General features: G+C 60.9%; 27 protein-coding genes. 21 read left to right on the forward strand and 6 right to left on the reverse strand.

Features of this window, described 5'->3' with window-relative positions; genetic code table 11:
• Positions 1-42: 42 nt before the first annotated feature.
• On the reverse strand, positions 43-498 hold the full coding sequence (locus BLQ55_RS01745; RefSeq protein ID WP_092252004.1) for a DUF721 domain-containing protein: 456 nt from the start codon (positions 496-498) through the stop codon (positions 43-45).
• A gap of 307 nt (positions 499-805) precedes the next feature.
• Between BLQ55_RS01745 and secA the strand changes: the two genes are divergently transcribed.
• From secA to BLQ55_RS01765, 4 genes are all read left to right on the forward strand, one after another.
• Positions 806-3,541 carry a preprotein translocase subunit SecA gene (gene secA / locus BLQ55_RS01750; protein ID WP_092201447.1) on the forward strand — a complete coding sequence of 912 codons (2,736 nt, stop codon included), beginning with the start codon at positions 806-808 and terminating at the stop codon, positions 3,539-3,541.
• Between the two features lie 123 nt (positions 3,542-3,664).
• Positions 3,665-4,882, forward strand: coding sequence for a bifunctional glutamate N-acetyltransferase/amino-acid acetyltransferase ArgJ (gene argJ / locus BLQ55_RS01755; protein WP_092252006.1), 1,218 nt, complete (start codon positions 3,665-3,667; stop codon positions 4,880-4,882).
• Between the two features lie 159 nt (positions 4,883-5,041).
• A complete protein-coding gene (locus BLQ55_RS01760) occupies positions 5,042-5,674 on the forward strand; it encodes a glutathione S-transferase family protein (protein ID WP_092252008.1) in 633 nt (210 codons plus the stop codon).
• On the forward strand, positions 5,671-6,615 hold the full coding sequence (locus tag BLQ55_RS01765) for a Nudix family hydrolase (protein WP_092252010.1): 945 nt from the start codon (positions 5,671-5,673) through the stop codon (positions 6,613-6,615). The genes BLQ55_RS01760 and BLQ55_RS01765 overlap by 4 nt, the downstream gene beginning before the upstream one ends.
• Positions 6,616-6,732: 117 nt before the next feature.
• Here the strand turns inward: BLQ55_RS01765 and BLQ55_RS01770 are convergent, their stop codons facing one another.
• The 3 genes from BLQ55_RS01770 to BLQ55_RS01780 are packed head-to-tail and all read right to left on the reverse strand — an operon-like array spanning position 6,733 to position 10,318.
• Positions 6,733-7,314 carry a cob(I)yrinic acid a,c-diamide adenosyltransferase gene (locus BLQ55_RS01770; RefSeq protein WP_092201455.1) on the reverse strand — a complete coding sequence of 194 codons (582 nt, stop codon included), beginning with the start codon at positions 7,312-7,314 and terminating at the stop codon, positions 6,733-6,735.
• Between the two features lie 2 nt (positions 7,315-7,316).
• Positions 7,317-9,353, reverse strand: coding sequence for a sensor histidine kinase (locus BLQ55_RS01775; RefSeq protein WP_092252012.1), 2,037 nt, complete (start codon positions 9,351-9,353; stop codon positions 7,317-7,319).
• 47 nt (positions 9,354-9,400) lie between these two features.
• Positions 9,401-10,318, reverse strand: coding sequence for a putative 2-dehydropantoate 2-reductase (locus BLQ55_RS01780; protein WP_092252013.1), 918 nt, complete (start codon positions 10,316-10,318; stop codon positions 9,401-9,403).
• A 142-nt stretch (positions 10,319-10,460) separates the two neighbouring features.
• Between BLQ55_RS01780 and BLQ55_RS01785 the strand changes: the two genes are divergently transcribed.
• Both BLQ55_RS01785 and BLQ55_RS01790 read left to right on the forward strand, forming a co-directional pair.
• Positions 10,461-10,946 carry a YajQ family cyclic di-GMP-binding protein gene (locus BLQ55_RS01785; RefSeq protein WP_092166399.1) on the forward strand — a complete coding sequence of 162 codons (486 nt, stop codon included), beginning with the start codon at positions 10,461-10,463 and terminating at the stop codon, positions 10,944-10,946.
• 145 nt (positions 10,947-11,091) lie between these two features.
• A complete protein-coding gene (locus tag BLQ55_RS01790) occupies positions 11,092-11,934 on the forward strand; it encodes a mechanosensitive ion channel family protein (RefSeq protein WP_072348934.1) in 843 nt (280 codons plus the stop codon).
• Between the two features lie 118 nt (positions 11,935-12,052).
• On the opposite strand, the gene BLQ55_RS01795 is transcribed toward BLQ55_RS01790, so the two are convergent.
• A complete protein-coding gene (locus BLQ55_RS01795; RefSeq protein WP_092252014.1) occupies positions 12,053-13,408 on the reverse strand; it encodes an OprD family porin in 1,356 nt (451 codons plus the stop codon).
• Between the two features lie 893 nt (positions 13,409-14,301).
• Between BLQ55_RS01795 and BLQ55_RS01800 the strand changes: the two genes are divergently transcribed.
• Together BLQ55_RS01800 and BLQ55_RS01805 are read left to right on the forward strand one after the other, a co-directional pair.
• Positions 14,302-14,727: an HIT domain-containing protein gene (locus BLQ55_RS01800; RefSeq protein WP_092201466.1), complete on the forward strand. Its 426-nt coding sequence runs from the start codon at positions 14,302-14,304 to the stop codon at positions 14,725-14,727.
• Between the two features lie 3 nt (positions 14,728-14,730).
• Positions 14,731-14,937 carry a SlyX family protein gene (locus BLQ55_RS01805; RefSeq protein WP_030140808.1) on the forward strand — a complete coding sequence of 69 codons (207 nt, stop codon included), beginning with the start codon at positions 14,731-14,733 and terminating at the stop codon, positions 14,935-14,937.
• 69 nt (positions 14,938-15,006) lie between these two features.
• Here the strand turns inward: BLQ55_RS01805 and BLQ55_RS32675 are convergent, their stop codons facing one another.
• Positions 15,007-15,612: a cold-shock protein gene (locus tag BLQ55_RS32675; protein WP_092201468.1), complete on the reverse strand. Its 606-nt coding sequence runs from the start codon at positions 15,610-15,612 to the stop codon at positions 15,007-15,009.
• Between the two features lie 395 nt (positions 15,613-16,007).
• Here BLQ55_RS32675 and BLQ55_RS01815 point away from each other — a divergent pair, with 395 nt between their 5' ends.
• The 13 genes from BLQ55_RS01815 (at position 16,008) to tolB (ending at position 26,783) form a co-directional block, all read left to right on the forward strand.
• Positions 16,008-16,478, forward strand: a complete 471-nt coding sequence (locus BLQ55_RS01815; RefSeq protein WP_060740897.1) for a Dps family protein — start codon at positions 16,008-16,010, stop codon at positions 16,476-16,478.
• Between the two features lie 192 nt (positions 16,479-16,670).
• Positions 16,671-17,012: a ribbon-helix-helix domain-containing protein gene (locus tag BLQ55_RS01820; RefSeq protein WP_060740898.1), complete on the forward strand. Its 342-nt coding sequence runs from the start codon at positions 16,671-16,673 to the stop codon at positions 17,010-17,012.
• A gap of 236 nt (positions 17,013-17,248) precedes the next feature.
• Positions 17,249-17,470 (forward strand): FmdB family zinc ribbon protein, encoded by a 222-nt coding sequence (locus tag BLQ55_RS01825; protein ID WP_003178589.1) that lies wholly within the window; start codon positions 17,249-17,251, stop codon positions 17,468-17,470.
• 75 nt (positions 17,471-17,545) lie between these two features.
• Positions 17,546-19,321 (forward strand): aspartate--tRNA ligase, encoded by a 1,776-nt coding sequence (aspS, locus tag BLQ55_RS01830; protein ID WP_092166408.1) that lies wholly within the window; start codon positions 17,546-17,548, stop codon positions 19,319-19,321.
• 120 nt (positions 19,322-19,441) lie between these two features.
• Positions 19,442-20,188, forward strand: a complete 747-nt coding sequence (locus tag BLQ55_RS01835) for a YebC/PmpR family DNA-binding transcriptional regulator (RefSeq protein ID WP_018614256.1) — start codon at positions 19,442-19,444, stop codon at positions 20,186-20,188.
• 152 nt (positions 20,189-20,340) lie between these two features.
• Positions 20,341-20,865 carry a crossover junction endodeoxyribonuclease RuvC gene (gene ruvC, locus BLQ55_RS01840; RefSeq protein WP_014339919.1) on the forward strand — a complete coding sequence of 175 codons (525 nt, stop codon included), beginning with the start codon at positions 20,341-20,343 and terminating at the stop codon, positions 20,863-20,865.
• A 114-nt stretch (positions 20,866-20,979) separates the two neighbouring features.
• A complete protein-coding gene (ruvA, locus tag BLQ55_RS01845) occupies positions 20,980-21,588 on the forward strand; it encodes a Holliday junction branch migration protein RuvA (protein WP_053124616.1) in 609 nt (202 codons plus the stop codon).
• The gene (gene ruvB, locus BLQ55_RS01850; protein WP_003178599.1) at positions 21,589-22,650 is read left to right on the forward strand and encodes a Holliday junction branch migration DNA helicase RuvB; all 1,062 of its coding nucleotides are present in this window, start codon (positions 21,589-21,591) and stop codon (positions 22,648-22,650) included.
• A gap of 127 nt (positions 22,651-22,777) precedes the next feature.
• Entirely contained in the window at positions 22,778-23,245 is a 468-nt protein-coding gene (gene ybgC / locus BLQ55_RS01855; protein WP_003205037.1) for a tol-pal system-associated acyl-CoA thioesterase, read from the forward strand.
• Positions 23,235-23,930, forward strand: coding sequence for a protein TolQ (tolQ, locus tag BLQ55_RS01860; RefSeq protein ID WP_014339916.1), 696 nt, complete (start codon positions 23,235-23,237; stop codon positions 23,928-23,930). Before ybgC ends, tolQ begins: the two co-directional genes overlap by 11 nt.
• 23 nt (positions 23,931-23,953) lie before the next feature.
• A complete protein-coding gene (gene tolR / locus BLQ55_RS01865; protein ID WP_161798348.1) occupies positions 23,954-24,406 on the forward strand; it encodes a protein TolR in 453 nt (150 codons plus the stop codon).
• The gene (gene tolA, locus BLQ55_RS01870; RefSeq protein WP_003205033.1) at positions 24,406-25,485 is read left to right on the forward strand and encodes a cell envelope integrity protein TolA; all 1,080 of its coding nucleotides are present in this window, start codon (positions 24,406-24,408) and stop codon (positions 25,483-25,485) included. The genes tolR and tolA overlap by 1 nt, the downstream gene beginning before the upstream one ends.
• Positions 25,482-26,783: a Tol-Pal system beta propeller repeat protein TolB gene (tolB, locus tag BLQ55_RS01875; RefSeq protein WP_092201472.1), complete on the forward strand. Its 1,302-nt coding sequence runs from the start codon at positions 25,482-25,484 to the stop codon at positions 26,781-26,783. Before tolA ends, tolB begins: the two co-directional genes overlap by 4 nt.
• The last annotated feature ends 13 nt before the right edge of the window (positions 26,784-26,796 follow it).

Here is a 26,796-nt window from a genome sequence, read left to right on the forward strand (position 1 = left end):
GCGAGCCTGCTCGCGATTGCGATTCTACAGGCGATGAATATTTCAGGCCTTGGGCCGCGCATGCGCCGCCAACCGCTCCAACGCCGCCCGCAGGTTGGGGTCGGTGATGCCGTCGGCGGTGGCCTGGATGGTCGCCGCGGCGTCGGTGGATAGGTCCAGTGTATGACCTTTGGCGCCGACCTGGACGGTGGGTGGCTGCACCTTGAACAGGATCCGCGTCAGGTTGGCGAATTCTTCGAACGCCTGGAGTTGGCGCAGCAGGCGTTTTTGCTGGTAGCGCAGGCGCGTGGCCCAGTGGCCGTCGGTGACGATCAACAGCAGGCTGCCTTCGCGCCAGGACGCCACGTGGCAATGCTCGCGGGCGGCCGGTTGCAACTGGCTGTCCAGCAGGCGCTGCAAGTGGCCCAGGCGTTTGGCGTGGCCGAAGATGGCTTTCAGCGGCTTGGCTTCGCGCAGCAGAACGGCGGGCGCCTTGGCTGGAAGAGGGCGAAAGGCCATGAATGAATACCGCAAGTGACAGAGGCGCCATGGTAGCAGAAAGCGCCGGACGCGCCTCGACCCTCTCGCCCAGCGGCTTTTGGCTACACAATCAGTGAGTAACTTCTGCGCTTTGTGGGTTGAAGTTCGCGCAAAAGCCCTTATTTTAGGGTGGCCCCGTCACAGCGCTGTGCCAGCATCGTGGAATAACGCCACTTTCCTCTCCATCGTTTCCGGGTAGAATGCTCGTTCGCATGCGGCCATGAGGGCTGCACGGGCGACTCATGGGGCCGCCCTCCATCCCTTTAGTGTGGAAGATCCTGCCGATATGTTTGCGCCTTTGTTAAAGAAACTTTTTGGAAGCAAGAACGAGCGTGAAGTCAAGCGCATGCTCAAGACGGTACAGACTGTCAATGCCTTCGAAGAGCAAATGGTGGCCCTTTCGGACGATCAGTTACGCGCCAAGACTGCCGAATTCAAGGACCGCATCGCCAAGGGGGAAACCCTTGACCAGCTCCTGCCCGAAGCCTTTGCGGTCGCCCGTGAAGCCGGCAAGCGGATCATGGGCATGCGCCACTTCGACGTTCAGTTGATCGGCGGCATGACCTTGCACGAAGGCAAGATCGCCGAAATGCGTACCGGTGAGGGCAAGACCCTCGTGGCGACCCTGGGCGTGTACCTCAACGCACTGTCCGGCAAGGGCGTGCACGTGGTGACGGTCAACGACTACCTGGCCCGCCGCGACGCCAACTGGATGCGCCCGCTCTACGAATTCCTCGGCCTGACCGTCGGCGTCGTCACGCCGTTCCAGCCACCGGAAGAGAAGCGTGCCGCCTACGCCGCCGACATCACCTACGGCACCAACAACGAATTCGGGTTCGACTACCTGCGCGACAACATGGCGTTCAGCATGGAAGAAAAATTCCAGCGTGAACTCAACTTTGCCGTGATCGACGAAGTCGACTCCATCCTCATCGACGAAGCCCGTACCCCGCTGATCATTTCCGGCCAGGCCGAGGACAGCTCCAAGCTGTACATCGAGATCAACAAACTGATCCCGCAGCTCAAGTTGCATGTCGAGGAAGTCGAAGGCGAAGTGACCCAGCCCGGGCACTACACCATCGACGAGAAGACCCGCCAGGTCGAACTCAACGAAGCCGGTCACCAGTTCATCGAGGAAATGCTCACCCGCGTCGGCTTGCTGGCCGAAGGCGAGAGCCTCTACTCGGCCCATAACCTGGGCCTGCTGACCCACGTCTATGCCGGCCTGCGTGCCCACAAGCTGTTCCATCGCAACGTCGAATACATCGTCCAGGACGGCCAGGTCGTGCTGGTGGACGAACACACCGGCCGTACCATGCCGGGTCGTCGCCTGTCCGAAGGCCTGCACCAGGCCATCGAAGCCAAGGAAGGCCTGAACATCCAGGCCGAGAGCCAGACCCTGGCCTCGACTACCTTCCAGAACTACTTCCGCCTGTACAGCAAGTTGTCCGGCATGACCGGTACCGCCGACACCGAGGCGTTCGAATTCCACCAGATCTACGGCCTGCAAGTGGTGGTGATCCCGCCGAACAAACCACTGGCCCGCAAGGACTACAACGACCTGGTGTTCCTGACCGCCGAAGAGAAGTACGCGGCGATCATCAACGACATCAAGGAAGGCATGGCCCAGGGCCGTCCGATCCTGGTGGGTACCGCCACCATCGAGACCTCCGAGCACATGTCCGCCTTGCTCAACAAGGAAGGCATCGAGCACAAGGTCCTCAACGCCAAGTTCCACGAGAAGGAAGCCGAGATCATCGCCCAGGCCGGTCGCCCGGGTGCGTTGACCATCGCCACCAACATGGCCGGCCGTGGTACCGACATCCTGCTGGGCGGCAACTGGGAAGTGGAAGTCGCCAGCCTGGAAGACCCGACCCCCGAGCAGATCGCGCAGATCAAGGCCGACTGGCAGAAGCGTCACCAGCAGGTGCTGGAGTCCGGCGGTTTGCAGGTGATTGCCTCCGAGCGTCACGAATCCCGTCGTATCGACAACCAGTTGCGTGGCCGTGCCGGTCGCCAGGGCGATGCCGGCTCCAGCCGTTTCTACCTGTCCCTGGAAGACAGCCTGATGCGCATCTTCGCCTCTGACCGGGTGAAGAACTTCATGAAGGCCCTGGGCATGCAGCCCGGCGAGGCGATCGAGCACCGCATGGTGACCAACGCCATCGAGAAGGCCCAGCGCAAGGTCGAAGGCCGCAACTTCGATATCCGCAAGCAATTGCTCGAGTTCGACGACGTCAACAACGAACAGCGTAAAGTGATCTATCACATGCGTAACAGTTTGTTGGCCGCCGACAACATTGGCGAAACCATCGCCGATTTCCGCCAGGACGTGCTCAACGCCACCGTCAGCGCCCACATCCCGCCGCAGTCACTGCCGGAACAGTGGGACGTCGCCGGCCTGGAAGCCGCCTTGCAGAGCGATTTCGGCGTGGCATTGCCGATCCAGCAATGGCTCGACGAAGACGATCACCTGTACGAAGAAACCCTGCGTGAAAAACTGCTGGCCGAACTGATCGCTGCCTACAACGAGAAGGAAGACCAGGCGGGCGCCGAGGCACTGCGTTCCTTCGAGAAGCAGATTGTGCTGCGGGTACTGGACGATTTGTGGAAAGACCACCTGTCGACCATGGACCACCTGCGCCACGGTATCCATTTGCGTGGTTACGCCCAGAAGAACCCGAAGCAGGAGTACAAGCGCGAGTCCTACACGCTGTTCTCCGAGTTGCTCGATTCGATCAAGCGCGACTCGATCCGTGTGCTGTCCCACGTACAGGTTCGCCGCGAAGACCCGGCCGAGGAAGAAGCCCGCCTGCGCCAGGAAGCCGAAGCCCTGGCTGCGCGCATGCAGTTCGAGCACGCCGAAGCCCCTGGCCTGGAAGTGGTCGCCGAAGAGGGCGTCGATGTGGATGTCGCCCTGGCGACCGCACCGGTGCGCAACGAGCAGAAGCTGGGCCGTAACGAACTGTGCTATTGCGGTTCGGGCAAGAAATACAAGCATTGCCACGGGCAGATCCAATAAACCCGTTTCAAGGCTGAACCACCCGCGCCGCGACCGGATGCTATCCGTCGCGGCGTTTTGCCATTTTGATTCGCCATCCCAATGAGGACGGCGTCGATAGACATCTAATTTAGGAGCGCATTCATGGCTGTTGGTCTTGGTCCGTTGCCCACGTTGCACCCGGTTGCCGGTTTTGAACTCGGTATTGCCTCGGCGGGCATCAAGCGCCCCGGGCGCAAGGACGTCGTGGTCATGCGTTGCGCCGAAGGCTCGACGGTGGCGGGTGTGTTCACCCTCAACGCCTTTTGCGCCGCGCCGGTCATCCTGGCCAAGCAACGCGTGCAGGGGCCGGTGCGTTACCTGTTGACCAACACCGGTAACGCCAACGCCGGCACCGGCGCACCAGGCCTGGCCGCCGCCGAGCGCACCTGCGCCAAGCTGGCGGAATTGACCGGCGTCGACGCCAGCCAGGTGCTGCCGTATTCCACCGGCGTGATCGGCGAACCGCTGCCGGTCGAGAAGATCGAAGGCGCACTGCAAGCCGCCCTCGACGACCTGTCGGAAAACAACTGGGCCGCCGCCGCCACCGGCATCATGACCACCGACACCCTGCCCAAGGGTGCGAGCCGTCAGTTCGAGCATGACGGTGTGACCATCACCGTCACCGGCATCAGCAAAGGCGCTGGCATGATCCGGCCGAACATGGCGACCATGCTTGGCTACATCGCCACCGACGCCAAGGTCTCGCGCCAGGTGCTGCAAGACCTGATGCTCGACGGTGCCAACAAGTCGTTCAATCGCATCACCATCGACGGCGACACCTCCACCAACGACTGCTGCATGCTGATCGCCACCGGCCAGGCTGAGCTGCCGCAGATCACCGAGGCCAGCGGCCCACTGTTCGAGGCCCTGAAGCAGGCCGTGTTCGAAGTGTGCATGGACGTGGCCCAGGCCATCGTCCGTGACGGCGAAGGCGCGACCAAGTTCGTGACCGTGCAGGTCAATGGCGGAGGCAATCACCAGGAATGCCTGGATGTGGGCTATACCGTGGCGCACTCGCCGCTGATCAAGACCGCACTGTTTGCCTCCGACCCGAACTGGGGCCGCATCCTCGCCGCTGTCGGCCGGGCCGGCGTGCCTGAGCTGGACGTGAGCAAGATCGACGTGTTCCTCGGTGACGTCTGCATCGCCAGCCAAGGCGCTCGTGCTGCCACTTACACTGAAGCCCAGGGCGCGGCAGTGATGCAGCAGGAAGAAATCACCATCCGTATCGAGTTGGGACGGGGGGATTGCAGCGAAACCATCTGGACCACCGACCTGTCCCACGAGTACGTCAAGATCAACGCTGAATACCGGACCTGACAGGTTTGGGATCGAGTCGCTCCTTTCGCGAGCAGGCTCGCTCCCACAAGGGATTTGCTGGGGTAAAATCTATTCACACCACCATTCTCCTGTGGGAGCGAGCCTGCTCGCGATGGCGCCGGTACAGACATCTCAAAACCTTAAGAAAGGACTCCACGCATGAGCCTGCACCTGATCATCGGCGACCAACGCATTTCTTCCTGGTCCATGCGCGGCGCACTGGCCCTGGCATTGACCGGCGAGCAATACACCGAGGAGCTGGTCAGGCTCGACCAGCCCGACACCCGCGAAAAGCTGCTCAAGCATTCGGCCACGGCCAAGGTCCCGTTGCTCAAGACCGAATTCGGCGTGATCGCTGATTCCCTGGCGATTGCCGAATACCTGGCCGAACAGTTCCCGCAGGCCGGTCTTTGGCCCAAGGATGTGGCCGCCCGGGCCCAGGCACGCTCGGCCTGTGCGCAAATGCACAGCGGTTTTTTCGCCATCCGCAGCCATATGCCGTTTGACCTGCTGCGCGATGCACCGCTGTCGCCCATGCCGGCTGATGTCCAAGTGGAAATCGAGCGGATGCTGGCGCTGTGGGCTGAATGCCGTGCCGCGGCGACCGAGGCCGGTCCCTACCTGTTTGGCCGCGTCAGCCTGGCCGACGCGTTTTTTGCCCCTGTTGCCGTGCGCTTGCGCACTTATCAGGTGAAACTGTCCGAGGTCGATGAGGCCTACGTCGAAACCCTATATCAATGGCCAGCGTTCAAGGTGTGGCAACAGGCTGGCCTGGAGGACACTGCGCGGTGAAACGAGTCCATGTGGCGGCAGCGGTCATCCGCGATGCCGCCGGTAAAATCCTGATCGCCCGACGGGCAGACATCCAGCACCAGGGCGGCCTGTGGGAATTTCCTGGCGGCAAGGTCGAGGCCGACGAATCCGTCGAAACCGCCCTGGCCCGTGAACTTCACGAGGAGCTGGGCATTGTCGTCGACGCCGCCCGGCCGTTGATCAAGGTGCGTCACGATTACCCGGACAAGCAGGTGTTGCTGGATGTCTGGGAAGTCTCGGCGTTCACCGGCGAGCCCCATGGCGCCGAAGGGCAACCGTTGGCCTGGGTGACGGCCCGCGACCTGACGAACCATGAGTTCCCGGCGGCCAATCAGCCGATCGTCGCGGCGGCTCGTTTGCCGGGTGAATACCTGATCACTCCCGAAGGCCTTGAGACGCCGGCCTTGCTGCGCGGCATGCAGAAGGCGATTGCCGGCGGGATCAAGTTGGTCCAGCTACGCGCCCCCAACGGCTACGATCCGCAATACCGCGACCTGGCGGTGGATGCGGCGGGGTTGTGTGCCGGCAAGGCTCAACTGATGCTCAAGGGGCCGTTCGAATGGCTGGGGGATTTTCCTTCCGCTGGCTGGCACATTACCGCCGCGCAACTGCGCAAGCATGCCGCGGCCGGTCGACCGTTCGGCAAGGACCGCTGGCTGGCGGCTTCCTGCCATAACGCCGAGGAGCTGTCCCTGGCGCAGCAAATGGACGTGGACTTCGTCACGCTTTCGCCGGTACAGCCGACCCAGACCCATCCCGATGCACAGCCGTTGGGGTGGGCAGAGGCGGCGCGGTTGATCGATGGCTTTGACCGGCCGGTCTATCTGTTGGGTGGGGTCGGGCCTGGTGAGCGGCAAAAAGCCTGGGAAGCCGGGGCCCAGGGTGTGGCGGGAATTCGGGCGTTTTGGCCAGCAGCTTGAGAATGTGGTGCAGCAGATGACGCTATCGCGAGCAAGCTCGCTCCCACAGGGATTCTGTGAACGACGAAGATCCCGTGTGGGAGCGAGCTTGCTCGCGATGGCGGCCTCAAGAACGATTCAGCCCCCAGGCTTGGCCGCCGCTTCCCACAGTACCTCCGCCACTCCTTGTCGCCGGGCAATGACCCGCGCCGCCACGAACAACAGGTCCGACAACCGATTGATATAGGCCAGCCCCGGCCCCGTCAGCGGCTCCACCGCGTTCAATTGCTGGCAACGCCGCTCGGCGCTGCGGGCCAGGCTGCGACAGACATGGGCCTGGGCGATCAGGGTCGAGCCACCGGGCAGGATGAAGTTTTCCAGCGGCCCCAATTCCTCGTTCCACACATCGATCGCCGCTTCCAGCCGCTCGATTTCCGCCACGTTCAAGGCTTGGTAGGCCGGCATCGCCAGCTCGCCGCCCAGGTCGAACAATCGATGCTGACAAGGTCCCAGCACCTCGCTGACTTCCTTCAGCGCCGGGCACCGGGCCGTTTCGGCGGCGAGCCCGGCCAGCAGCAAGCCCAACTGGCTGTTCAGTGTGTCCACTTCGCCGATGGCCTCGACCCGTGGGTGGTCCTTCGCCACGCGGCGACCATCGCCCAACCCGGTTTCACCTTTGTCGCCGGTGCGGGTGTAAATCTTCGACAAGCGGAAACCCATGCTCAACGCTCCAGTGGTTTGTTTTCCTGCGCCACCATCGAGGGGCCCGTCAGGGGCAGGCGCAAGGTGAAGCAGGTGCCTTGGCCCGGCGCCGACTGCACTTCCATCTGGCCCTTGTGGTTGTTGGTGATGATGAAATACGAGACCGACAGCCCAAGGCCGGTACCCTGGCCGATCTCCTTGGTGGTGAAGAAGGGTTCGAAGGTGCGCTTGCGCACGTTCTCGCTCATGCCGATGCCATTGTCCTCGACCTGGATTTCCGCCCATGGCGGATTCAACCGCGTACGCAGGATGATGCGCCCGGGTTCGCTGTCGTCCTGGCGTTGGTGGATGGCTTGGGCGGCGTTTTTCAGCAGGTTGAGCAGCACCTGTTCCAGTTCGTTGGCCGTGCCGGGCACCGGGCCCAGGTTCGGGTCGAACTGACGGATGATCGCCTGGCCCTTGAAGTCGAAGCCGATCGTCAGGTCGAAGTCATTACCGGCGATTTCCACCGCCTGGTCGATCAGCGCCGGCAGGTCGCAGGGCGCCATCTGCCGCGTGCTGCGCCGGCTGAAGCTGAGCATGTGGGTGACGATTTTCGCCGCCCGGGCGCCGGCCTGCTGGATGCCGTCGAGCAATTGTGGGATTTCCCGGCTTTCCAGGTAGCGGTTGACCACCGGCAGTTCGATTCCCAGTTGCTCGGCCTGTTCGAGGTTCTTCGGCAATTCCGGCGACAAGCGTCGGCGGATGTTCTGCACATTGTGCAGGATGGCGCCCAGGGGGTTGTTGATCTCATGGGCCATGCCCGCCGCGAGGCCGCCGACCGAGAGCATTTTTTCCGATTGCACCATCATTTCCTCCAGCGACAGGCGCTGGGTGATGTCGTCGATGCGGATCACCACGCCCCGCCCGGCGCCGCCCATCAGCGGATAGAACGTCAGGGCGTAATGCCGGGCCTCGTCGTCCTTGGTCCAGGTGACGCGTTCGATCTTGGCCACCGTATGTTGCTCGACGGTCTGCTTGAGCTGGGGCAGGTACGGCTTGAGCGGTTCGAAGGCAAGGAAGATCGGTTGGTTCAGGGCCTCGTCCAGTCGCGTGCCGGAGAGGGCGCTGGCTTCCTGGTTCCATTGGGTGACGTAGAGTTGCTCGTCGAGGGCGATCAGGGCCGACGGCATGGAGTCGATGATGCTGTTGAGGTAATTCTGGAAGCCCGTGAGTTTTTTCTCGATCTTGCTGCGCACCTGGACTTCCAGCTCCAGCTTGCGATTGGTATGGCGGGTCTCTTCCGCCAGGCCCTGGGCCTGGTCGTAGGCGGCCTGGGAGTCGTCCCGCGCGCGCTTGAGTTGCTGCTCCCGGGCCTCGATCCGCGACAGCATGGTGTTGAACGCTTCGGCCAGGCTGCCGATCTCGTCGTGATTACCGCGGGCGGCGCGCAGGGAGTAGTTCTCTTCGCGGGTGACCTGGCGCGACAGTTCTTCGAGTTGATGGATCGGCTGGGTGATCAGGCGTTTGATTTGCTGGGCGATGACCAGCCAGAGCAATACGCTGAAAATCAGGATGCCGAGGCTTGCGGTCAGGGTGCCAGTGTAGAACGCCGTCGGCAATTCGCTGCTGGCCACCAGCAACAGGTGCCCCGGCGTCGTGCCGGGGCGGGGCAGGGTAATGACCTGGTTGCTGCGGAACTCGCTCGCTTGCCAGGCTTGTATGTTGCGGAAATGGTCCGGCAGCTTGAGCTTTTCGCCCTGTTGCAGCTGTGCCAGGCGGTCGCCCTGGCCGTCGTACAACGCCGCCGCCCGCAGCGGTGCGTAGCTGTTGAGCTCGTCGAGCAGGCGCTGGGCACTTTGTGGCGACTGCAGGGCGTCAGAGATCAGGCTCGGGTTGGCGACCAGTCGGCCAATGGTCTGCAGGGCCTGGGGCGCCATGCTTTCCTGGGAAATGTAGTAGGCGGCGCTGATAAAGGTCAGGTTGGCTACCAGCAGGACAGTGGTCAATAACACCAACAGGGCGGCCAGCAGTTTCTGGCCGACCGGAAGGTTTTCAAGGCGCTGGCGCAATGGCATCAGACTCGTCGCTAAGAAAGGAACACGAGGGCCAGCGTAGCCGCTGCTCAGTCGCTGGGCAATCCGAGGTTGTCCAAGTGGACAATCAGTCGCTGGCGCAGTTGTTCCAGGTGCGGCACGGTCAGCCCGTGGCGCTGGGCAACCTTGCAGGCGTAGCCGAGCAAATAGCTGATTTCGGTACGACGCCGATTGGCCACATCCTGGTACATCGAGGAGTAATTGGCGGCCGTGGCCTGGATCACCCGTTCGACTTCCGGCTGCAAATCCTCGGCCGCCGCGGGCTGGCCGCACCGTTCGAGCACCTCCGTGAGCTCCGCGCACAGGGTCGCCACTTCGCAGTGATGTTCCAGCAGGCCGCCGTTCTTGCAGTGATGCAGCACGGTCAGTGGATTGATTGCACAGTTGAGTGCCAGCTTGCGCCAGAGGCGGGTGAGGATGTCGGCGCTCCATTCGTGGGGAATGCCGGCGGCGGCCAGGTCGTCCAGCCAGAACGGCGCCACCGGGTGAGCCGGGTCGCCCAACCAGGTGTAGCCATGGCCGGCGAATACCACGCGCCAGTCACCGTCGCGGAACGCGCCTTCGGTGCTGGAGGCGCTGATGCAACGAGCCTGGGGCACGCAATTGGCCACTGCGTCCTGGCTGCCGAGGCCGTTCTGCAGCAAGATCAGTTCCGATTCTGCGTCCAGGCGATGGGCCACCGACGTCACCGCCGCTTGCGCGTCGTAAGCCTTGCAAGCCAGCAGCAGGCGCTTGATCGGCTCCGGGCTGTCCGCCGTTTCGCCCGGCACCGGGTAGCACTGCGCCTGGGCTTGTTCCACCAGCGTCAGGCCCGCGGCGCTGCGGTAGGCCTGCAAGCGCGCTTCGTTGCGCAGCACCAGCCGCACCGGTAACCCGGCCCGGGCCAGGCGCGTGGCCCACAACATGCCGAGACTGCCGGCCCCGAGGACATGCCAGGTGGTGGGCATCAGTTTTTTACTCGGATTGGCGCAGGCATCAGAGGGCTCGCAGTGTCGGCAGGAAAAGAGCCGTTATAATGAGCCCGATTTTAACCACAAGCCAAGCGCGCGCCGTTGATACTGGCGCGCCTTTTTATTTGGAGAACACTACATGCCGTCATTCGACGTGGTATCCGAACTGGACAAACACGAGGTCACCAACGCGGTTGAAAATGCCGTCAAGGAACTCGACCGTCGTTATGACCTCAAGGGCAAGGGCAGTTTCGAGTTCAAGGAAAAAGACCTGACCGTGAACCTGACCGCCGAGGCCGAGTTCCAGCTCGAGGCGATGATCGAGATCCTCAAGCTGGCGCTGGTCAAGCGCAAGATCGATGTGCAGTGCCTTGAGGTCAAGGACGCCTATGCCTCGGGCAAGCTGATGAAGCAGGAAGCCGTGCTCAAGGAAGGCATCGACAAGGAACTGGCAAAGAAAATCGTCGCTCATATCAAGGACGCCAAGCTCAAGGTGCAGGCCGCCATCCAAGGCGAGCAGGTGCGGGTTACCGGCAAGAAGCGTGACGACCTGCAGGAAGCCATTGCGGCATTGCGCGGCAAAGAATTCGGCATGCCCCTGCAATTCACTAACTTCCGCGACTGATACTTCAGTTGTATGAAGATCCTGTGACGAGGGAGCTTGCTCCCGCTTGGGTGCGAAGCGCCCACCTATAAGGGGCTGCTACGCAGCCAGCGGGAGCAAGCGGCCTCGCCACAATGCCGCGTGCAACAGGAATAAGGAGAGAGAGATGGACTTGAATGCTGAAGTGGACAACCTGGTCAAGGCTTCCCAGACCTGGATCCCCATGATCATGGAGTATGGCAGCCGGGTGCTGCTGGCGGTCATCACCCTGGCCATCGGCTGGTGGTTGATCAACAAAGTGACGCAGAAACTGGGTGCGCTGCTGGCCCTGCGTAACGCCGACCTGGCGCTGCAAGGGTTCATCAGTACCCTGGCCAACATCATTCTGAAGATATTGTTGATCGTCAGCGTCGCTTCGATGATTGGCGTGGAAACCACTTCGTTCGTCGCCGCCATCGGTGCCGCCGGCCTGGCGATTGGTCTGGCCCTGCAAGGCAGCCTGGCGAACTTCGCCGGTGGCGTGCTGATCCTGCTGTTCCGCCCGTTCCGCATCGGTGACTGGATCGAAGCCCAGGGTGTGGCCGGTACGGTCGATAGCATCCAGATCTTCCACACCGTGTTGCGCACCGGTGACAACAAGACCGTCATCGTGCCCAACGGCAATCTCTCCAACGGCATCATTACCAACACCAACCGCCAGCCGACCCGCAAGGTCGTGTTTGATGTCGGCGTGGATTACCAGGCTGACCTGCAAAAGGCCCGGGAAGTGTTGCTGGAGCTGGCCAAGGATGAGCGTGTGCTGGCGGATCCGGCGCCTGAAGCGGTGATTTCCACCTTGGGCGACAGTTCCATCACGGTGTCGCTGCGCATCTGGGTGAAGACCGCGGACTATTGGAGCGTGATGTTCATGCTCAATGAACAGGCGCGGGATCGCTTGAAGGACGCGGGCATTGATATTCCGTTTCCACAACGCGTGATTCGGGTCGTTCAGGAATCGACATCGGCGTAACGCTCGATCGATTGTTGTCTGACCTTCAAGTCAGGCCTTGCGTAAAAAGTTGATCCAATAAAAAAGGCCCATCCGAAGATGGGCCTTTTCTTGATTACCGCAAACAGACTTTCGGCAATTACAGAACCGAAATCGGGTAGTCGACGATCAGGCGGAACTCTTTGATGTCGCCTTCGCCTTCATCAGCGTTAGCGTAGTGCCAGGCTTGACGAACACGGAAGGAAAGATCTTTGGCCGGGCCAGACTGGACAACGTACTTGGCTTCGAAGTTGGTTTCGTTGTGCTTGCCGTTGCTTCCGTACAGCGGGTTGCCCAAACTATCACGATACTGGCTGTTAGCGGACAGGTTGGTCCCATCGATGTCCCAACCTTTAACGTAACGGGTCATGAAGCTCAGACCAGGAACGCCGTACTCAGCCATCTTGATGTCGTAACGAATCTGGGCAGACTTCTCGCCAGGGGCGTTGAAGTCAGAGTACTGGATGGAGTTGGCGAGGAAGATCGAGTCGCCGCCGCGGTTAACGGAGCCACTGTGACCGCCTACACCGATGTAGTCGAACGGTGTGTCGCCGTTGATTTTCTGGAAGGCAACGGTGATGGTATGCGCTTTCAGGAACGAGAAGGCTGCAGCCAGGGAGTACGCGGTGTTGCTGATGTCACCGGCCTTGGAGCTGCCGGTGTCGGTGGTGCGGTAGATGTTACCGTCCAGGTTCAGCGACTGATCGCCACCCATTGGGATGGTGTAGTTCAGGTTCGCGTAGTACTGGTTCCAGATGTCTTCCAACCGGGCGCCATACAACGATGCGGACAGGTTTTCACTGAAGGCATATTTGCCGCCAGCGTAGTCGATGGTGTTGGCTTCGACACCGGCATAAGTCGCATACAGGCCGCCGTTACGAGCATTTTTGTCCTGGCTGGTCGCCGAGTAGAAGTGACCGGCTTCCAAGTCAAGGTCTTTGATTTCGCTGCTCTGCAGTTGGAAACCGCTGGCAGTTTGAGGAAGGATACGGGAGCCGCCAACCGCGAACACTGGAGCAGTGCTTGGCTGCTGGTCACCGATTTTCAGCTCGGTCTTGGATACGCGGAATTTGACCGCTGCACCGGCTTTGCCTTGGCTGTCATTGACGTCGCCATCGGCATCGCGGCTCATGTTGCCGGTGCCGCCAGTGCCATCGCCGCCATCCAGTTTAACCGCCAGGTAACCGAATGCATCGATACCGACGCCTACGGTGCCTTGGGTGTAACCGGAGTTGAAGTTACCCCAGATACCCTGGGTCCAGTCTTTCTGGTCGGTAGAGCCGTCTTTGCGGTCACGGTTGTAGTAATAGTTGCGCAGCAGCAGTTTGGCGCTGGCATCTTCAACAAAGCCTTTGGCTTCAGCCTGGTCACTTACGAAAGGTGCGGCCGAGGCCATTTGAGTACTGGCTGCTGCAGCAACGGCCAGTGCGATCATGCTCCACTTCATCACGCGCATCGTGATTTGCTCCTTTGGTTTTAAGAGTACTGCCGTCCCACCTGTTTTATTATCTGGGCGGCTCTTTCTTTTTGTGTCGGCGCAAACTTATATCACGCCGACATTCTTTGGCGATACTTGCCCATTCAACCTTTCAGCTTCTTTACGACCATGTCGCCAATGGCTCGATCCATGTCGTATCTGGGCTGATCCAATGCAATCGGATTCACAACTTAAATGTTGTGTTTTCTGTTCCTGCATCGGTGTAAAGAGTCCGTCATTACTGCGCTTGAAGCTCCTTGGGGCAGCCTTGCCACTTTAATTTTGTAGTCCGCAGGTACTCGCTTCCGGCGTGGCCCTGTGGACGATGTGGGGATGAATGCAACAAGCATGCACAAACCCGAATTTCGTTTACATTTTTTTCACATCCTGGCGTCTGTCGCGGTGAAACCTCATGAAACCGGGCTCCAAAGGCCTTGTTTTAAATAGGGTTGACTGCGTACGGCCGCCGTGTTGGGCGACGATAAAAATGCCGCGACAACCAAAAACGTTACCGGTTCACCCTGCACAGTGAGTAAATCCCGGATGCTTTGTGCACTGAGCGTAGACGCACTGTGCTGTTTTGGTGCAAAAAATTTGTGTCTTGTACGAAAATCTTACAGCGCCTAGGGAATCGCCTGACCTCTGGGGCGGCGATGTCAGGGCTTTGCCTAATCGTTGCGCCGTGTTGGTGCGTGGGGCTGCACTTGTTCATGCCAGGCCGGGCCGTTGGGTCGAAAAAAATAGCCGTCGGGGTGAGCCGGGGGCGGTTCGCCGTGATCGATCCTGCGTTCGCGGGTATGCTGCGGGTCTGTGCCCGATGCAGGCCTGCGGGCCGCTGCGCCGGGCGAATTCATTAGCGAGGAGTACGCGCGGTGTTTGCCTTAGACCCACGACTGCAACAAGACACATTGCCCATCGGTGATTTCCCGCTGTGCCGGTTGCTCTTGTCCAACGATTCCAATTACCCGTGGTTCATCCTCGTACCGCGGCGGGAAAATATCAGTGAATTGTTTCAATTGGATGACATCGATCAATTGCAACTGTGGAAAGAAACCACCGCACTGGCCGAAACCCTCAAGGATTCGTTCGACGCCGATAAACTCAACGTTGCAACCTTGGGTAACGTCGTCAGTCAACTGCATATGCATGTCATCGTGCGTAAGCGTGATGATGCCGCCTGGCCGGCGCCGGTCTGGGGCAAGCACCCGGCCCAGCCTTATAATGAAGAACAGGTAACGGCCATTCGCGAACGCTTGCGCATGGCGCTGGCCGATGATTTCAAGTTTCTGGAGGGCTGAACCATGAACCTTGAAGAACGCGTAACCGACCTGGAAAGCCGCTTGGCTTTTCAGGATGACACCATCCAGGCGTTGAATGACGTACTGGTGGAGCAGCAACGAATCGTCGAACGTTTGCAGCTGCAAATGGCGGCGCTGCTCAAACGCCAGGAAGAAATGGCCGGGCAGTTCGAATCCTTCGAAGAAGAAGCCCCGCCTCCTCATTACTGACCTGGCCGATTGGCAGGCAATAAAAAACCGCGAGCAGCGAGGCTGCATCGCGGTTTTTTTACGCTTGGATCAGCGGCGCGGCAGCGCAGCGATCACGTCTTCGGCCTGCAGGCCCTTGTCGCGGTTCATCACGGAGAATTCCACGCGCTGGCCTTCCACCAGGACGCGATGGCCTTCGCCACGAATGGCCCGGAAATGGACGAAGATGTCATCGCCGGAGTCGCGGGAAATGAAGCCGAACCCTTTGGACGTGTTGAACCACTTCACCGTGCCGGTATCGCGGTTGGACATGTCGTAGTTCTGCGCAGCGGCGGTCGGCGACGACTTCTTGTAGAAGCTGACGGCCAGGTGCAGTGCTACGGCGAGCAGTGCCGCACCCAGGCTGAACAGAATGGCCGGTTGACCGCCAATTTCCGGCATGGGCGCCAGCAGGGCCAGGGTTTGCAGGGCAACGGCCAGCACCAGCAAGGCGCTGACAAGGTTTTGCAGTTGGTGGCGTGGACCTTTGTTCCAGTAAGGGATGACGGGGGCAAGGGTCAGGTTGAGCAGGCCGAAAAAGGCCAGGTACAGTGCATCGGGGTGTTGCAGGTAAGGTGTGGCTTCGGAACCCAGGCTAGGGATGAAGGACAGCAGCAGGGCAGCTGCGCCCATTAGCAAGTGGACGATTTTCAACATTTTGATTGGCTCACGGTTAAGACAGATCACAAGGAAGAGCGGGTCGGGCACGGTTCGCTTCGAAACAATGAGAGGCGTTGGACACGTACCCGAATCAGCCTATGCGTTACGCCCGGAAAAATTAGGCGTAGCGACACACTGCCTATTTAACAGCAAAGCTCGGGCCTTCTCAAACCCGTTACGGGCGCGGACCGCGCTGTTCGTCGGCCAGAAAAGCCCCGCGGCTGCTTGAACGCGCCAGGCAAGCGGCGTTGAATTTCCCAGGTGTCGGAACCGTCGGCTGCCTTGGCTGGTCGGTTCTGGAGGGCTGGCAATCTGTCGCAGGCCGTAGGCGGCCAGAACCACTAGAGTGGTAGGGCCGTTGTCGAATTCATCACCCTAAGGAGATCTACCCCATGGCAATTGATATCGGTATCAGTGAAGAAGACCGCAAGTCCATCGTCGACGGGCTTTCGCGCCTGCTGTCGGATACCTACGTGCTGTACCTCAAGACCCACAATTTTCACTGGAACGTCACCGGGCCGATGTTTCGGACCCTGCACCTGATGTTCGAGGAGCAATACAACGAGCTGGCCCTGGCGGTGGACCTGATTGCCGAGCGAATCCGCGCCCTTGGCTTCCCGGCCCCGGGTGCCTACTCGGTGTATGCGCGCCTGTCCTCTATCAAGGAAGAGGAAGGCGTGCCGGCTGCCGAAGACATGATCCGGCAACTGGTCGAGGGCCAGGAAGCGGTGACGCGTACGGCCCGTGGCATCTTTCCTTTATTGGACAAGGTCAGTGACGAGCCCACGGCCGACCTGCTGACCCAGCGCATGCAGGTTCACGAAAAGACCGCGTGGATGCTACGGGCGCTGTTGGAAAACTAATAAGGCGTCGTGGCGAGGGCGCTTGCTCCCGCTGGGTGTAGGACCGCGTAATTCGTCGCCGGCCTGCTGTTGGCTTGTCCTACGCCCATGGTCATAAAGTCGTCTGGAACTGGCGATGCCGTTGAGCTTCCATAGAGCCACAGATGGGTTGTTCCAACCCAGAGGCTCGTATGGCAAAGGAGTGTCAACGGTATGATTCAAGGAAAAGAACCCGGGGAAGGGCGGCTGGGGCGTTTTCAGCCCATCAGCGTCGACCCGTTCATCCGGGGGTTCGATATGCAACTGGCCCGGCCCTTGGCCCGATCCATTCGCCTGAACGGGTTCGCCACCTGTCTGCGGCTGGAACAGGTCTATTGGGATATCCTCGGTGACATGGCCGAGCTCAACCGCTGCTCCATCAGCACGTTGCTGTCCCATGTGGACAGGGAAGTGCACCTGCGCCATGGCGGGGTGCGCAATTTCAGCGGGTTGGTGCGGGTGGTCTGCGTGGTGCACAGTTTGAAGGAGACCGGGATGGATCATGGTGCGGCGTAGGCGCTGCCGGGGGCTGCGATCTTTTGATCTTGATCTTGATCTTGATCTTGCGCTTGGGACTCAAGTGTCTGGGGCAAGATCGCAGCCTCGTTGCACTCGTCAGCTCCTACATGGTGTTCACTCGGCAATGGCTGTGCGGTCTTACGGCTGCACAGGCCGCATTTAATGGATATAATCCCGCTCTTTGCCGCAAAGCCCCGCCTTTGCGCGTGTAACCTGATCGCCGAGACAACCCCATGCCGATGTACGACTATCAATGTGCTTCCTGTGGTCATCAGATGGAAGCCATTCAAAAGATCAGCGCGGCACCGCTGGTCGACTGCCCTGCCTGCCAGGCGCCGGAACTGAAAAAGATGCTCTCCATGCCTGGTTTCCGCCTCGGCGGCACGGGCTGGTATGAAACCGACTTCAAGACCGGCGCCAAGAAAAACCTGGCCGGTGGCGACAAAGCTGATTGAGTTGAATACGCGCGAGTTCTTGCACGGGCAGGGCCTCCAACCGAATGTCGAATTACGAGAAGTGAAACCACTACCATGATGCGCAGCCATTATTGCGGCCAACTGAACGAAAGCCTGGAAGGTCAGGAAGTTACTCTTTGCGGATGGGTCCATCGTCGCCGTGACCATGGCGGGGTGATTTTCCTCGATATCCGTGATCGTGAAGGCCTGGCCCAGGTGGTGTTCGATCCGGACCGCGCTGAAACCTTCGCCACCGCCGACCGCGTGCGCAGCGAATACGTCGTCAAGATCACCGGCAAGGTGCGCCTGCGCCCGGCCGGTGCCGGCAACGCCAACATGGCGTCGGGCATGATCGAAGTGCTGGGCTACGAGCTGGAAGTGCTCAACGAGTCGGAAACCCCGCCGTTCCCACTCAACGAATACTCCGACGTGGGCGAGGAAACCCGCCTGCGCTACCGCTTCATCGACCTGCGTCGTCCGGAAATGGCCGAGAAGCTGCGCCTGCGTTCGCGCATGACCACCAGCATCCGTCGTTACCTGGACGAAAACGGCTTCCTCGACGTCGAGACGCCGATCCTGACCCGTGCCACGCCGGAAGGCGCCCGCGACTACCTGGTGCCGAGCCGTACCCACCCCGGCAGCTTCTTCGCCCTGCCGCAGTCGCCACAGCTGTTCAAGCAACTGCTGATGGTGGCCGGGTTCGATCGCTACTACCAGATCGCCAAGTGCTTCCGCGACGAAGACCTGCGTGCCGACCGTCAGCCTGAGTTCACTCAGATCGACATCGAGACCAGCTTCCTCGACGAAAAAGACATCATGGGCCTGACCGAAGGCATGATCCGCAACCTGTTCAAGGAAGTGTTGGGTCTGGAGTTCGGCGAGTTCCCGCACATGACCTTCGAAGAGGCCATGCGCCGCTACGGTTCCGACAAGCCGGACCTGCGTAACCCGCTGGAACTGGTGGACGTGGCCGATCAGCTCAAGGACGTCGAGTTCAAGGTGTTCAGCGGCCCGGCCAACGACCCGAAATGCCGTATCGCGGCCCTGCGTGTTCCAGGCGGCGCCAGCATGCCGCGCAAGCAGATCGACGACTACACCAAGTTCGTCGGTATCTACGGTGCCAAGGGCCTGGCGTACATCAAGGTCAACGAGCGCGCCGCCGGTGTCGACGGCCTGCAATCGCCCATCGTGAAAAACATTCCGGAAGCCAACCTCAATGTGATCCTCGATCGCGTGGGTGCGGTTGACGGCGACATCGTGTTCTTCGGTGCCGACAAGGCCAAGATCGTCAGCGAAGCCCTGGGCGCGCTGCGTATCAAGCTGGGCCACGACCTGAATCTGCTGACCTGCGAGTGGGCACCGATGTGGGTCGTTGACTTCCCGATGTTCGAAGAAAACGACGACGGCAGCTTCTCCGCGCTGCACCACCCGTTCACCGCGCCGAAGTGCTCGCCGCAAGAGTTGGAGGCCAACCCGGCCACCGCCCTGTCCCGCGCCTACGACATGGTCCTGAACGGTACCGAGCTGGGTGGCGGTTCGATCCGTATCCATCGCAAGGAAATGCAACAGGCGGTGTTCCGCCTGCTGGGCATCGACGAAGCCGAGCAGGAAGAGAAGTTCGGCTTCCTGCTGGACGCGCTGAAATACGGTGCGCCGCCCCACGGTGGCCTGGCCTTCGGCCTGGACCGCCTGGTGATGCTGATGACCGGCGCCCAGTCGATCCGTGAAGTGATCGCGTTCCCGAAAACCCAGAGCGCGGCCGATGTCATGACCCAGGCGCCGGGCGTGGTGGACGCCAAGGCGTTGCGCGAGTTGCACATCCGTCTGCGTGAACAGCCAAAGGCTGAGTAAGGCTGGCACCTGAGAGGGCGCATCTTCGGATGCGCCTTTTCATTGGGGTCGATATTTCTGATTGCCGGCCGCTGCCCACGCGCAGGGCGGGCAATGTTCCAAAGAGAAACGGAGCGAGTTATGGCAGGTCATTCCAAGTGGGCGAACATCAAGCACCGCAAAGAACGTCAGGATGCCAAGAGAGGCAAGATCTTCACCAAGTGGATCCGTGAGCTGACGGTCGCGGCCCGCCAGGGCGGCGGCGATCCGGGTTCCAACCCGCGCCTGCGCCTGGCCCTGGACAAGGCCTTGGGTGCCAACATGAGCCGCGACATCATCGACCGGGCCATCGCCCGTGGCGCGGGTGCGACCGAGGCCGACAACGTCGAGGAACTGACCTACGAAGGGTATGGCCCGGGCGGTGTGGCCGTGATGGTCGAATGCATGACCGACAACCGCAACCGTACCGCTGCCGCCGTGCGTCACGCGTTCAGCAAGTGCGGTGGCAACCTGGGCACCGACGGCTCGGTGGCCTATCTGTTCGAGCGCAAGGGGCAAATCAGTTTCGCCCCGGGCCTCGATGAAGATGCCCTGACGGAAGCGGCCCTGGAGGCCGACGCCGATGACGTGGTCAGCCATGAAGACGGTTCGTTCGACGTGTTCACCTCGTTCGCCAGCTTCTATGCCGTGCGCAATGCCCTGGAGGCGGCCGGCTTCAAGCCCGCCGACGCGGAAATCGTCATGCAGCCGACCACCAGTGCCGAACTGGACCTGGAAGGCGCCGAGAAGGTGCTCAAGCTGATCGACATGCTGGAAGACCTGGATGACGTGCAGAACGTTTATTCCAACGCCGATATTCCGGAGTCGGTGGCTGAACAACTGGGCTGATGACGTCCACTTAACTGCACGAATGCCAATGTGGGAGCGAGCTTGCTCGCGATAGCGATACTTCAGTCAACACTGTGCTTGCTGACCCGACGCCATCGCGAGCAAGCTCGCTCCCACAGGTCTGGTCAAATCCTCTTCAAACCGCAGGCGTTATGACTTTAATCCTTGGTATCGACCCTGGTTCGCGCATCACCGGCTACGGTGTGGTTCGCGATACCGGGCGCGGCTGCGTGTACGTCGCCTCCGGTTGCATCCGCACCGGTGCGGGTGAGTTGCACGAGCGCTTGCAGATCGTTTATCGCGGCGTGCGCGAAGTCATCCAGACCTACGGCCCGGTGACCATGGGCATCGAACGGGTCTTCATGGCGCGCAACGCCGATTCGGCCCTGAAGCTGGGGCAGGCCCGGGGCGCGGCCATTGTGGCTGGTGCCGAGGAAAACCTGGAGATCGCCGAGTACACCGCGACCCAGGTCAAGCAGGCGGTCGTCGGCACAGGGGCGGCGAACAAGGAGCAGGTGCAAATGATGGTGATGCACCTGTTGAAACTGGTCAGCAAGCCGCAAATCGACGCCTCCGACGCCCTGGCCATCGCCATTTGCCATGCCCATACCCGTTCCAGCCTGTTGCCTCATGGCCTGGGGACTGCACGCAGTCGTGGCGGGCGCCTGCGTCTCTGATAGCATCAGCGCAATCTTCGTGAGCCCGAGCATCTTGCGCCTGTGTCGTCGGCCTTCCTGCCCGGGCTGTTATTCGCCAGCCCGCGGGCTGGCCAACACCCAAGGACCTGAAACGTGATTGGACGCTTGCGCGGCACCCTGGCTGAAAAACAGCCGCCGCACCTGATTCTGGATGTAAATGGCCTGGGTTATGAGCTGGAAGTGCCCATGACCACGCTGTATCGCTTGCCGTCGGTCGGCGAGCCGCTGACCCTGCACACCCATTTGGTCGTGCGCGAGGATGCGCAGTTACTCTATGGTTTCGTCGGCAAGCGCGAGCGGGATTTCTTCCGCGAGTTGATCCGTCTCAATGGCGTCGGCCCGAAACTGGCCCTGGCCTTGATGTCGAGCCTGGAAGTCGACGAACTGGTGCGCTGCGTGCAGTCCCAGGACACCTCGGCGCTGACCAAGGTGCCGGGGGTGGGCAAGAAAACCGCCGAGCGCCTGCTGGTCGAACTCAAGGACCGCTTCAAGGCCTGGGAGGCGGTGCCAGCGATGTTCGCCCTGGTGCCGAACCAGCCGGACGCGCCGGTGCCGGCGGTCAGCGCCGAAAACGATGCGGTCACCGCGTTGATCTCCCTGGGCTACAAGCCGCAGGAGGCCAGCAAGGCGATTTCCGCCATCAAGGAAAAAGGCCTGAGCACCGAAGACATGATTCGCCGTGCCCTGAAGGGAATGATTTAAGTGATTGAAGCTGACCGTCTGATCGCCGCCACGGGCGCACCCCGTGACCGCGAGGAAATCCAGGACCGCGCGATTCGTCCTGTCAGCCTGGCCGACTACATCGGCCAACCGACCGTGCGCGAGCAGATGGAGCTGTTCATCCAGGCGGCCCGTGGGCGCAGCGAGTCTTTGGACCACACCTTGATCTTCGGCCCGCCGGGCCTGGGCAAGACCACCCTGGCCAACATCATTGCCCAGGAAATGGGCGTCTCGATCAAGAGCACGTCGGGGCCGGTGCTTGAACGGCCGGGCGACCTGGCGGCGTTGCTGACCAACCTTGAGCCCCATGACGTACTCTTCATCGACGAAATCCATCGGTTGTCGCCGATCGTCGAGGAAGTGCTGTACCCGGCCATGGAAGATTTCCAGCTCGACATCATGATTGGCGAAGGGCCGGCGGCGCGCTCCATCAAGCTGGACCTGCCGCCCTTCACCCTGGTGGGCGCCACCACCCGCGCCGGCATGCTGACCAACCCGTTGCGGGACCGTTTCGGTATCGTCCAGCGCCTGGAGTTCTACAACAACGCCGACCTGGCGACGATTGTCAGCCGCTCGGCGGGCATCCTCGGCTTGCCACTGGACCCGGACGGTGCTTATGAGATCGCCCGGCGTGCCCGGGGGACGCCGCGGATCGCCAACCGCTTGCTGCGCCGGGTCCGGGATTTTGCCGAAGTCCGGGCCAAGGGCCACATCACCAAGCCGATTGCCGACCTGGCGCTGAACCTGCTGGACATCGACGAGCGTGGTTTCGACCACCAGGACCGGCGCCTGCTGTTGACCATGATCGAGAAGTTCGACGGTGGCCCGGTGGGCGTGGACAGCCTGGCGGCGGCCATCAGCGAAGAGCGCCACACCATTGAAGATGTGCTGGAACCGTACCTGATCCAGCAGGGCTATATCATGCGCACGCCTCGCGGGCGCGTGGTGACCCGCCATGCTTACCTGCACTTTGGCTTAAACATCCCGACACGAATGGGCGAGATGCCGGTGGTAGACGAATTCCTCGATGCCGTGGACGATTGAACGAGCTCTGTACGCCGACTTTTTTCCGGTTCGTGCTGTCCCAGACGAAGCCCGGAGCGTCAATGCGTTCGAGAATGAAAAAACAGTTGCCTGGCCGATTGGCAACCTGAGGAGTAAGCACTAGAGTATGCGCGCGCAAAACGGGCTGGAGTCGTTCGCACATCGCTGTCGCGTTTATTACGAGGACACCGATGCCGGCGGCATCGTCTACTACGTCAATTACCTCAAGTTTATGGAACGGGCTCGAACCGAACGGCTGCGGGAACTGGGTTTTGCCCAATCCGCGCTGGCAGGGGAGGACCTGTTATTCGTCGTGCATTCCAGCGAAGCGCGTTACCACGCGCCGGCGCGACTGGACGACGAACTGGTGGTAAGTGCCGATGTCATCGAATTGAACCGTGTCAGCCTGCGCTTCAAGCAGCAGGTCAGGCGGGCTACGGATAACGTGCTGCTCTGCGAAGGGCAGTTTTTGGTGGCCTGTGTGCGCACCCATAGTTTGAAACCCCGGGCCATTCCCGAAGCTCTACGTGCGGCCTTTGCCGGCGTGAGCGGCGCGGGTACACACTCAGAGCAGGAGATAAAGCGTGGAAGCTAACGTCGTCGACCATTCCTCCATGTGGAGCCTGGTCAGCAATGCCAGCGTCGTGGTGCAACTGGTAATGCTGACCCTGGTAGCCGCATCGGTGACCTCATGGATCATGATCTTTCAGCGCAGCAACATGCTGCGCGCCGGTCGTCGTGCCCTGGAGAGCTTCGAAGAGCGCTTCTGGTCCGGCATCGACCTGTCCAAGCTCTATCGCCAGGCCGGCAGCAACCCGGACCCGGACTCGGGCGTCGAGCAGATCTTCCGTGCCGGCTTCAAGGAGTTCTCTCGCCTGCGCCAGCAGCCGGGCGTCGACCCTGAGGCGGTGATGGAAGGTGTGGCCCGTGCCATGCGCGTCGCCATTTCCCGCGAGGAAGAAAAGCTCGAACAGGGCCTGTCGTTCCTGGCCACCGTTGGTTCGGTCAGCCCGTACATCGGTCTGTTCGGTACCGTGTGGGGGATCATGAACTCCTTCCGTGGCCTGGCTTCCGCCCAGCAAGCGACCCTCGCCACCGTGGCCCCGGGCATCGCCGAGGCACTGATCGCCACCGCCATCGGTCTGTTCGCGGCCATTCCGGCCGTGATCGCCTACAACCGCTTCGCTGCCCGCAGCGAAATGCTGACTGGCCGTTACTACACCTTCGCCGATGAATTCCAGGCGATCCTGCACCGTAAAGTGCACACCAGCGAAGAATAAGCAGGTATTTCCCAATGGCTTTAATCGCTCGAGCCCGAAAAAAGCGCAAGCCGGTCGCCGAGATGAACGTGGTGCCCTACATCGACGTGATGTTGGTGCTGCTGGTCATCTTCATGGTGACCGCGCCCATGCTCAATCAGGGCGTGAAGGTCGATCTGCCCAAGGTTTCCAGCGAAGCCTTGCCGCAGGACAACAACACCCAGGTACTGACCATTTCGATCAAGGCTGACAAGACCTACTACTGGAACCTTGGCAGTGAAGTGGACACCGAGAAACAGCAGGACCGGGCCATGACCTTGCCGCAGATGACCGATGCGGTGACCAAGATCATTCGTGTCGGCAACGATGCCGGCAAGCGCACGCAAGTCTTCATTCGCGGCGACAAGACCGTCGACTACGGTGCCGTGATGGGCGCCATGGGCGGCCTGCAGAAAGCCGGGGTCGGTAATGTTGGCTTGATCACCGAGGCCCCCTGATGCAGCAACAGCGAGAGCCGTCCGCCTCGGAAAGCTACTTCTGGCCCAGTGTCCTGGCCATCGGCCTGCATGTGCTGGTGTTCGGCATGCTGTTCGTCAGTTTTGCCATGACCCCGGAGTTGCCGCCGGCCAAGCCGATCGTGCAGGCGACGTTGTACCAGCTCAAGTCGAAAAGCCAGGCTACGACCCAGACGAACCAGAAGCTTGCCGGTGAGGCGAAGAAATCCGCCGCGCGCCAGACTGAAGTCGAGCAGATGGAACAGAAGAAGGTCGAGCAGGAAGCGATAAAGGCCGCGGAACAAAAGAAAGAGGAAGCGGCTCAAAAAGCCGAGGAAGCCAAGAAGGCCGATGAGGCGAAGAAAGCGGACGAGGCGAAAAAGGCTGACGAAGCCAAGAAAGCCGACGAAGCGAAGAAAACCGCCGAGGCCAAAAAGGCAGAAGAGAAACAATTGGCTGATATAGCCAAGAAGAAAGCCGAAGAAGAAGCCAAGAAAGCCGCTGAAGAAGAGGCCAAGAAAGCGGCCGCTGAAGAAGCGAAGAAAAAGATCGTCGAGGACGCCAAGAAGAAAGCGGCCGAAGACGCCAAGAAAAAAGCTGAAGCTGAAGAGGCGAAAAAGAAAGTCGCCGAAGACGCGAAGAAGAAAGCCGCCGCCGACGCCGCCAAGAAAAAGGCCCAGGACGCAGCGCGTAAGTCCGCCGAAGACAAGAAGGCCCAGGCCTTGGCAGATTTGCTTTCCGACACGCCGGAGCGCCAGCAGGCCTTGGCCGATGAGCAGGGTGATGAAGTTGCCGGTAGCTACGATGATCTGATTCGGGCCCGAGCGGCAGAAGGCTGGGCTCGTCCACCTTCGGCGCGCAAAGGCATGACGGTAGTATTGCAAATCGGCATGTTGCCCGACGGTACGGTTACCTCGGTCAGCGTCGCCAAGTCCAGTGGTGATGGCCCGTTCGACGCTTCGGCGGTCGCAGCGGTCAAGAACATTGGGCGTTTGACGGAAATGCAAGGAATGAAACCGAGCGACTTTGCTCCCTATCGTTCATTCAAGATGACATTCACACCTGAGGATCTAGCCTTGTGAGAAACCTTCTTCGAGGAATGCTTGTCGTTATCTGCTGCCTGGCAGGGATAGCGGTAGCAGAGGAAAAGAACATTCTGGTCACCAGCGGCAGCGACCGGGCCACCCCGATCGCCGTCGTACCGTTCGGCTGGCAGGGCGGTAACGTCCTGCCGGACGACATGGCGGAAATCATCGGCAACGACCTGCGCAACTCGGGTTACTACGCGCCGATTCCGAAGCAGAACATGATCAGCCTGCCAACCCAGGCCAGCGAAGTCATCTACCGTGACTGGAAGGCCCTGGGCGCCCAGTACATCATGGTTGGCAGCATCGTTCCGGCCGGCGGTCGCCTGCAGGTGCAGTACGCCCTGTTCAACGTCGCCACCGAGCAGCAAGTGCTGACCGGCAGCGTGTCGGGCGGCGTCGATCAACTGCGCGACATGTCGCACTACATCGCCGACCAGTCGTTCGAGAAGCTCACCGGCATCAAGGGCGCGTTCTCCACTCGCATGCTCTACGTGACGGCCGAGCGTTTCTCCGAGAACAACACCCGCTACACCCTGCAGCGTTCCGACTATGACGGTGCGCGTGCGGTGACCCTGCTGCAATCGCGCGAGCCGATCCTGTCGCCGCGCTTCGCCCCCGATGGCAAGCGCATCGCCTATGTCTCGTTCGAGCAGAAGCGTCCGCGTATTTTCGTGCAGCACATCGACACCGGTCGTCGTGAGCAGATCACCAACTTCGAAGGCCTGAACGGCGCACCAGCCTGGTCGCCGGACGGTTCGCGCCTGGCGTTCGTGCTGTCCAAGGACGGTAACCCGGACATCTATGTGATGAACCTGGCTTCGCGCTCGATCTCCCGCGTCACCAACGGCCCGGGCATCAACACCGAACCGTTCTGGGGCAAGGATGGCTCGACCATCTACTTCACCTCCGACCGTGGCGGCAAGCCTCAGATCTACAAGACCAGCGCCGGTGGCGGTGGTGCCGAGCGCGTGACTTTCGTCGGTAACTACAACGCCAACCCTAAACTGTCGGCGGACGAAAAGACCCTGGTGATGATCCATCGCCAGGACGGTTTCACCAATTTCAAGGTGGCGGCCCAGGATTTGCAGCGCGGAAGTGTAAAAATCCTCACTGATAGCACTCTGGACGAGTCACCCACTGTTGCGCCCAACGGCACCATGGTAATCTACGCCACCCGCCAGCAGGGCCGGGGAGTCTTGATGCTCGTGTCCATTAATGGACGCGTGAGGCTCCCGCTTCCTACCGCACAAGGCGAAGTCAGAGAACCGTCCTGGTCCCCTTACCTGAACTGACGCGGCGCAATAC

The sequence above is a fragment of the Pseudomonas sp. NFACC13-1 genome, assembly GCF_900104425.1.
GTDB classification, from domain to species: domain Bacteria; phylum Pseudomonadota; class Gammaproteobacteria; order Pseudomonadales; family Pseudomonadaceae; genus Aquipseudomonas; species Aquipseudomonas fluorescens_AA.

Coding starts and splice junctions, on each gene's coding strand:
- BLQ55_RS32675 (WP_092201468.1), bottom strand. CDS start 15,612: ATGTTGAAAATCGTCCACTTGCTAATGGGCGCAGCTGCCCTGCTGCTG.
- BLQ55_RS01790 (WP_072348934.1), top strand. CDS start 11,092: ATGGACTTGAATGCTGAAGTGGACAACCTGGTCAAGGCTTCCCAGACC.
- BLQ55_RS01775 (WP_092252012.1), bottom strand. CDS start 9,353: ATGCCATTGCGCCAGCGCCTTGAAAACCTTCCGGTCGGCCAGAAACTG.
- BLQ55_RS01820 (WP_060740898.1), top strand. CDS start 16,671: ATGATTCAAGGAAAAGAACCCGGGGAAGGGCGGCTGGGGCGTTTTCAG.
- BLQ55_RS01795 (WP_092252014.1), bottom strand. CDS start 13,408: ATGCGCGTGATGAAGTGGAGCATGATCGCACTGGCCGTTGCTGCAGCA.
- tolA (WP_003205033.1), top strand. CDS start 24,406: ATGCAGCAACAGCGAGAGCCGTCCGCCTCGGAAAGCTACTTCTGGCCC.
- BLQ55_RS01770 (WP_092201455.1), bottom strand. CDS start 7,314: ATGGGTTTCCGCTTGTCGAAGATTTACACCCGCACCGGCGACAAAGGT.
- BLQ55_RS01805 (WP_030140808.1), top strand. CDS start 14,731: ATGAACCTTGAAGAACGCGTAACCGACCTGGAAAGCCGCTTGGCTTTT.
- BLQ55_RS01825 (WP_003178589.1), top strand. CDS start 17,249: ATGCCGATGTACGACTATCAATGTGCTTCCTGTGGTCATCAGATGGAA.
- secA (WP_092201447.1), top strand. CDS start 806: ATGTTTGCGCCTTTGTTAAAGAAACTTTTTGGAAGCAAGAACGAGCGT.
- BLQ55_RS01815 (WP_060740897.1), top strand. CDS start 16,008: ATGGCAATTGATATCGGTATCAGTGAAGAAGACCGCAAGTCCATCGTC.
- aspS (WP_092166408.1), top strand. CDS start 17,546: ATGATGCGCAGCCATTATTGCGGCCAACTGAACGAAAGCCTGGAAGGT.
- BLQ55_RS01785 (WP_092166399.1), top strand. CDS start 10,461: ATGCCGTCATTCGACGTGGTATCCGAACTGGACAAACACGAGGTCACC.
- ybgC (WP_003205037.1), top strand. CDS start 22,778: ATGCGCGCGCAAAACGGGCTGGAGTCGTTCGCACATCGCTGTCGCGTT.
- BLQ55_RS01780 (WP_092252013.1), bottom strand. CDS start 10,318: ATGCCCACCACCTGGCATGTCCTCGGGGCCGGCAGTCTCGGCATGTTG.
- BLQ55_RS01835 (WP_018614256.1), top strand. CDS start 19,442: ATGGCAGGTCATTCCAAGTGGGCGAACATCAAGCACCGCAAAGAACGT.
- ruvC (WP_014339919.1), top strand. CDS start 20,341: ATGACTTTAATCCTTGGTATCGACCCTGGTTCGCGCATCACCGGCTAC.
- argJ (WP_092252006.1), top strand. CDS start 3,665: ATGGCTGTTGGTCTTGGTCCGTTGCCCACGTTGCACCCGGTTGCCGGT.
- BLQ55_RS01745 (WP_092252004.1), bottom strand. CDS start 498: ATGGCCTTTCGCCCTCTTCCAGCCAAGGCGCCCGCCGTTCTGCTGCGC.
- BLQ55_RS01760 (WP_092252008.1), top strand. CDS start 5,042: ATGAGCCTGCACCTGATCATCGGCGACCAACGCATTTCTTCCTGGTCC.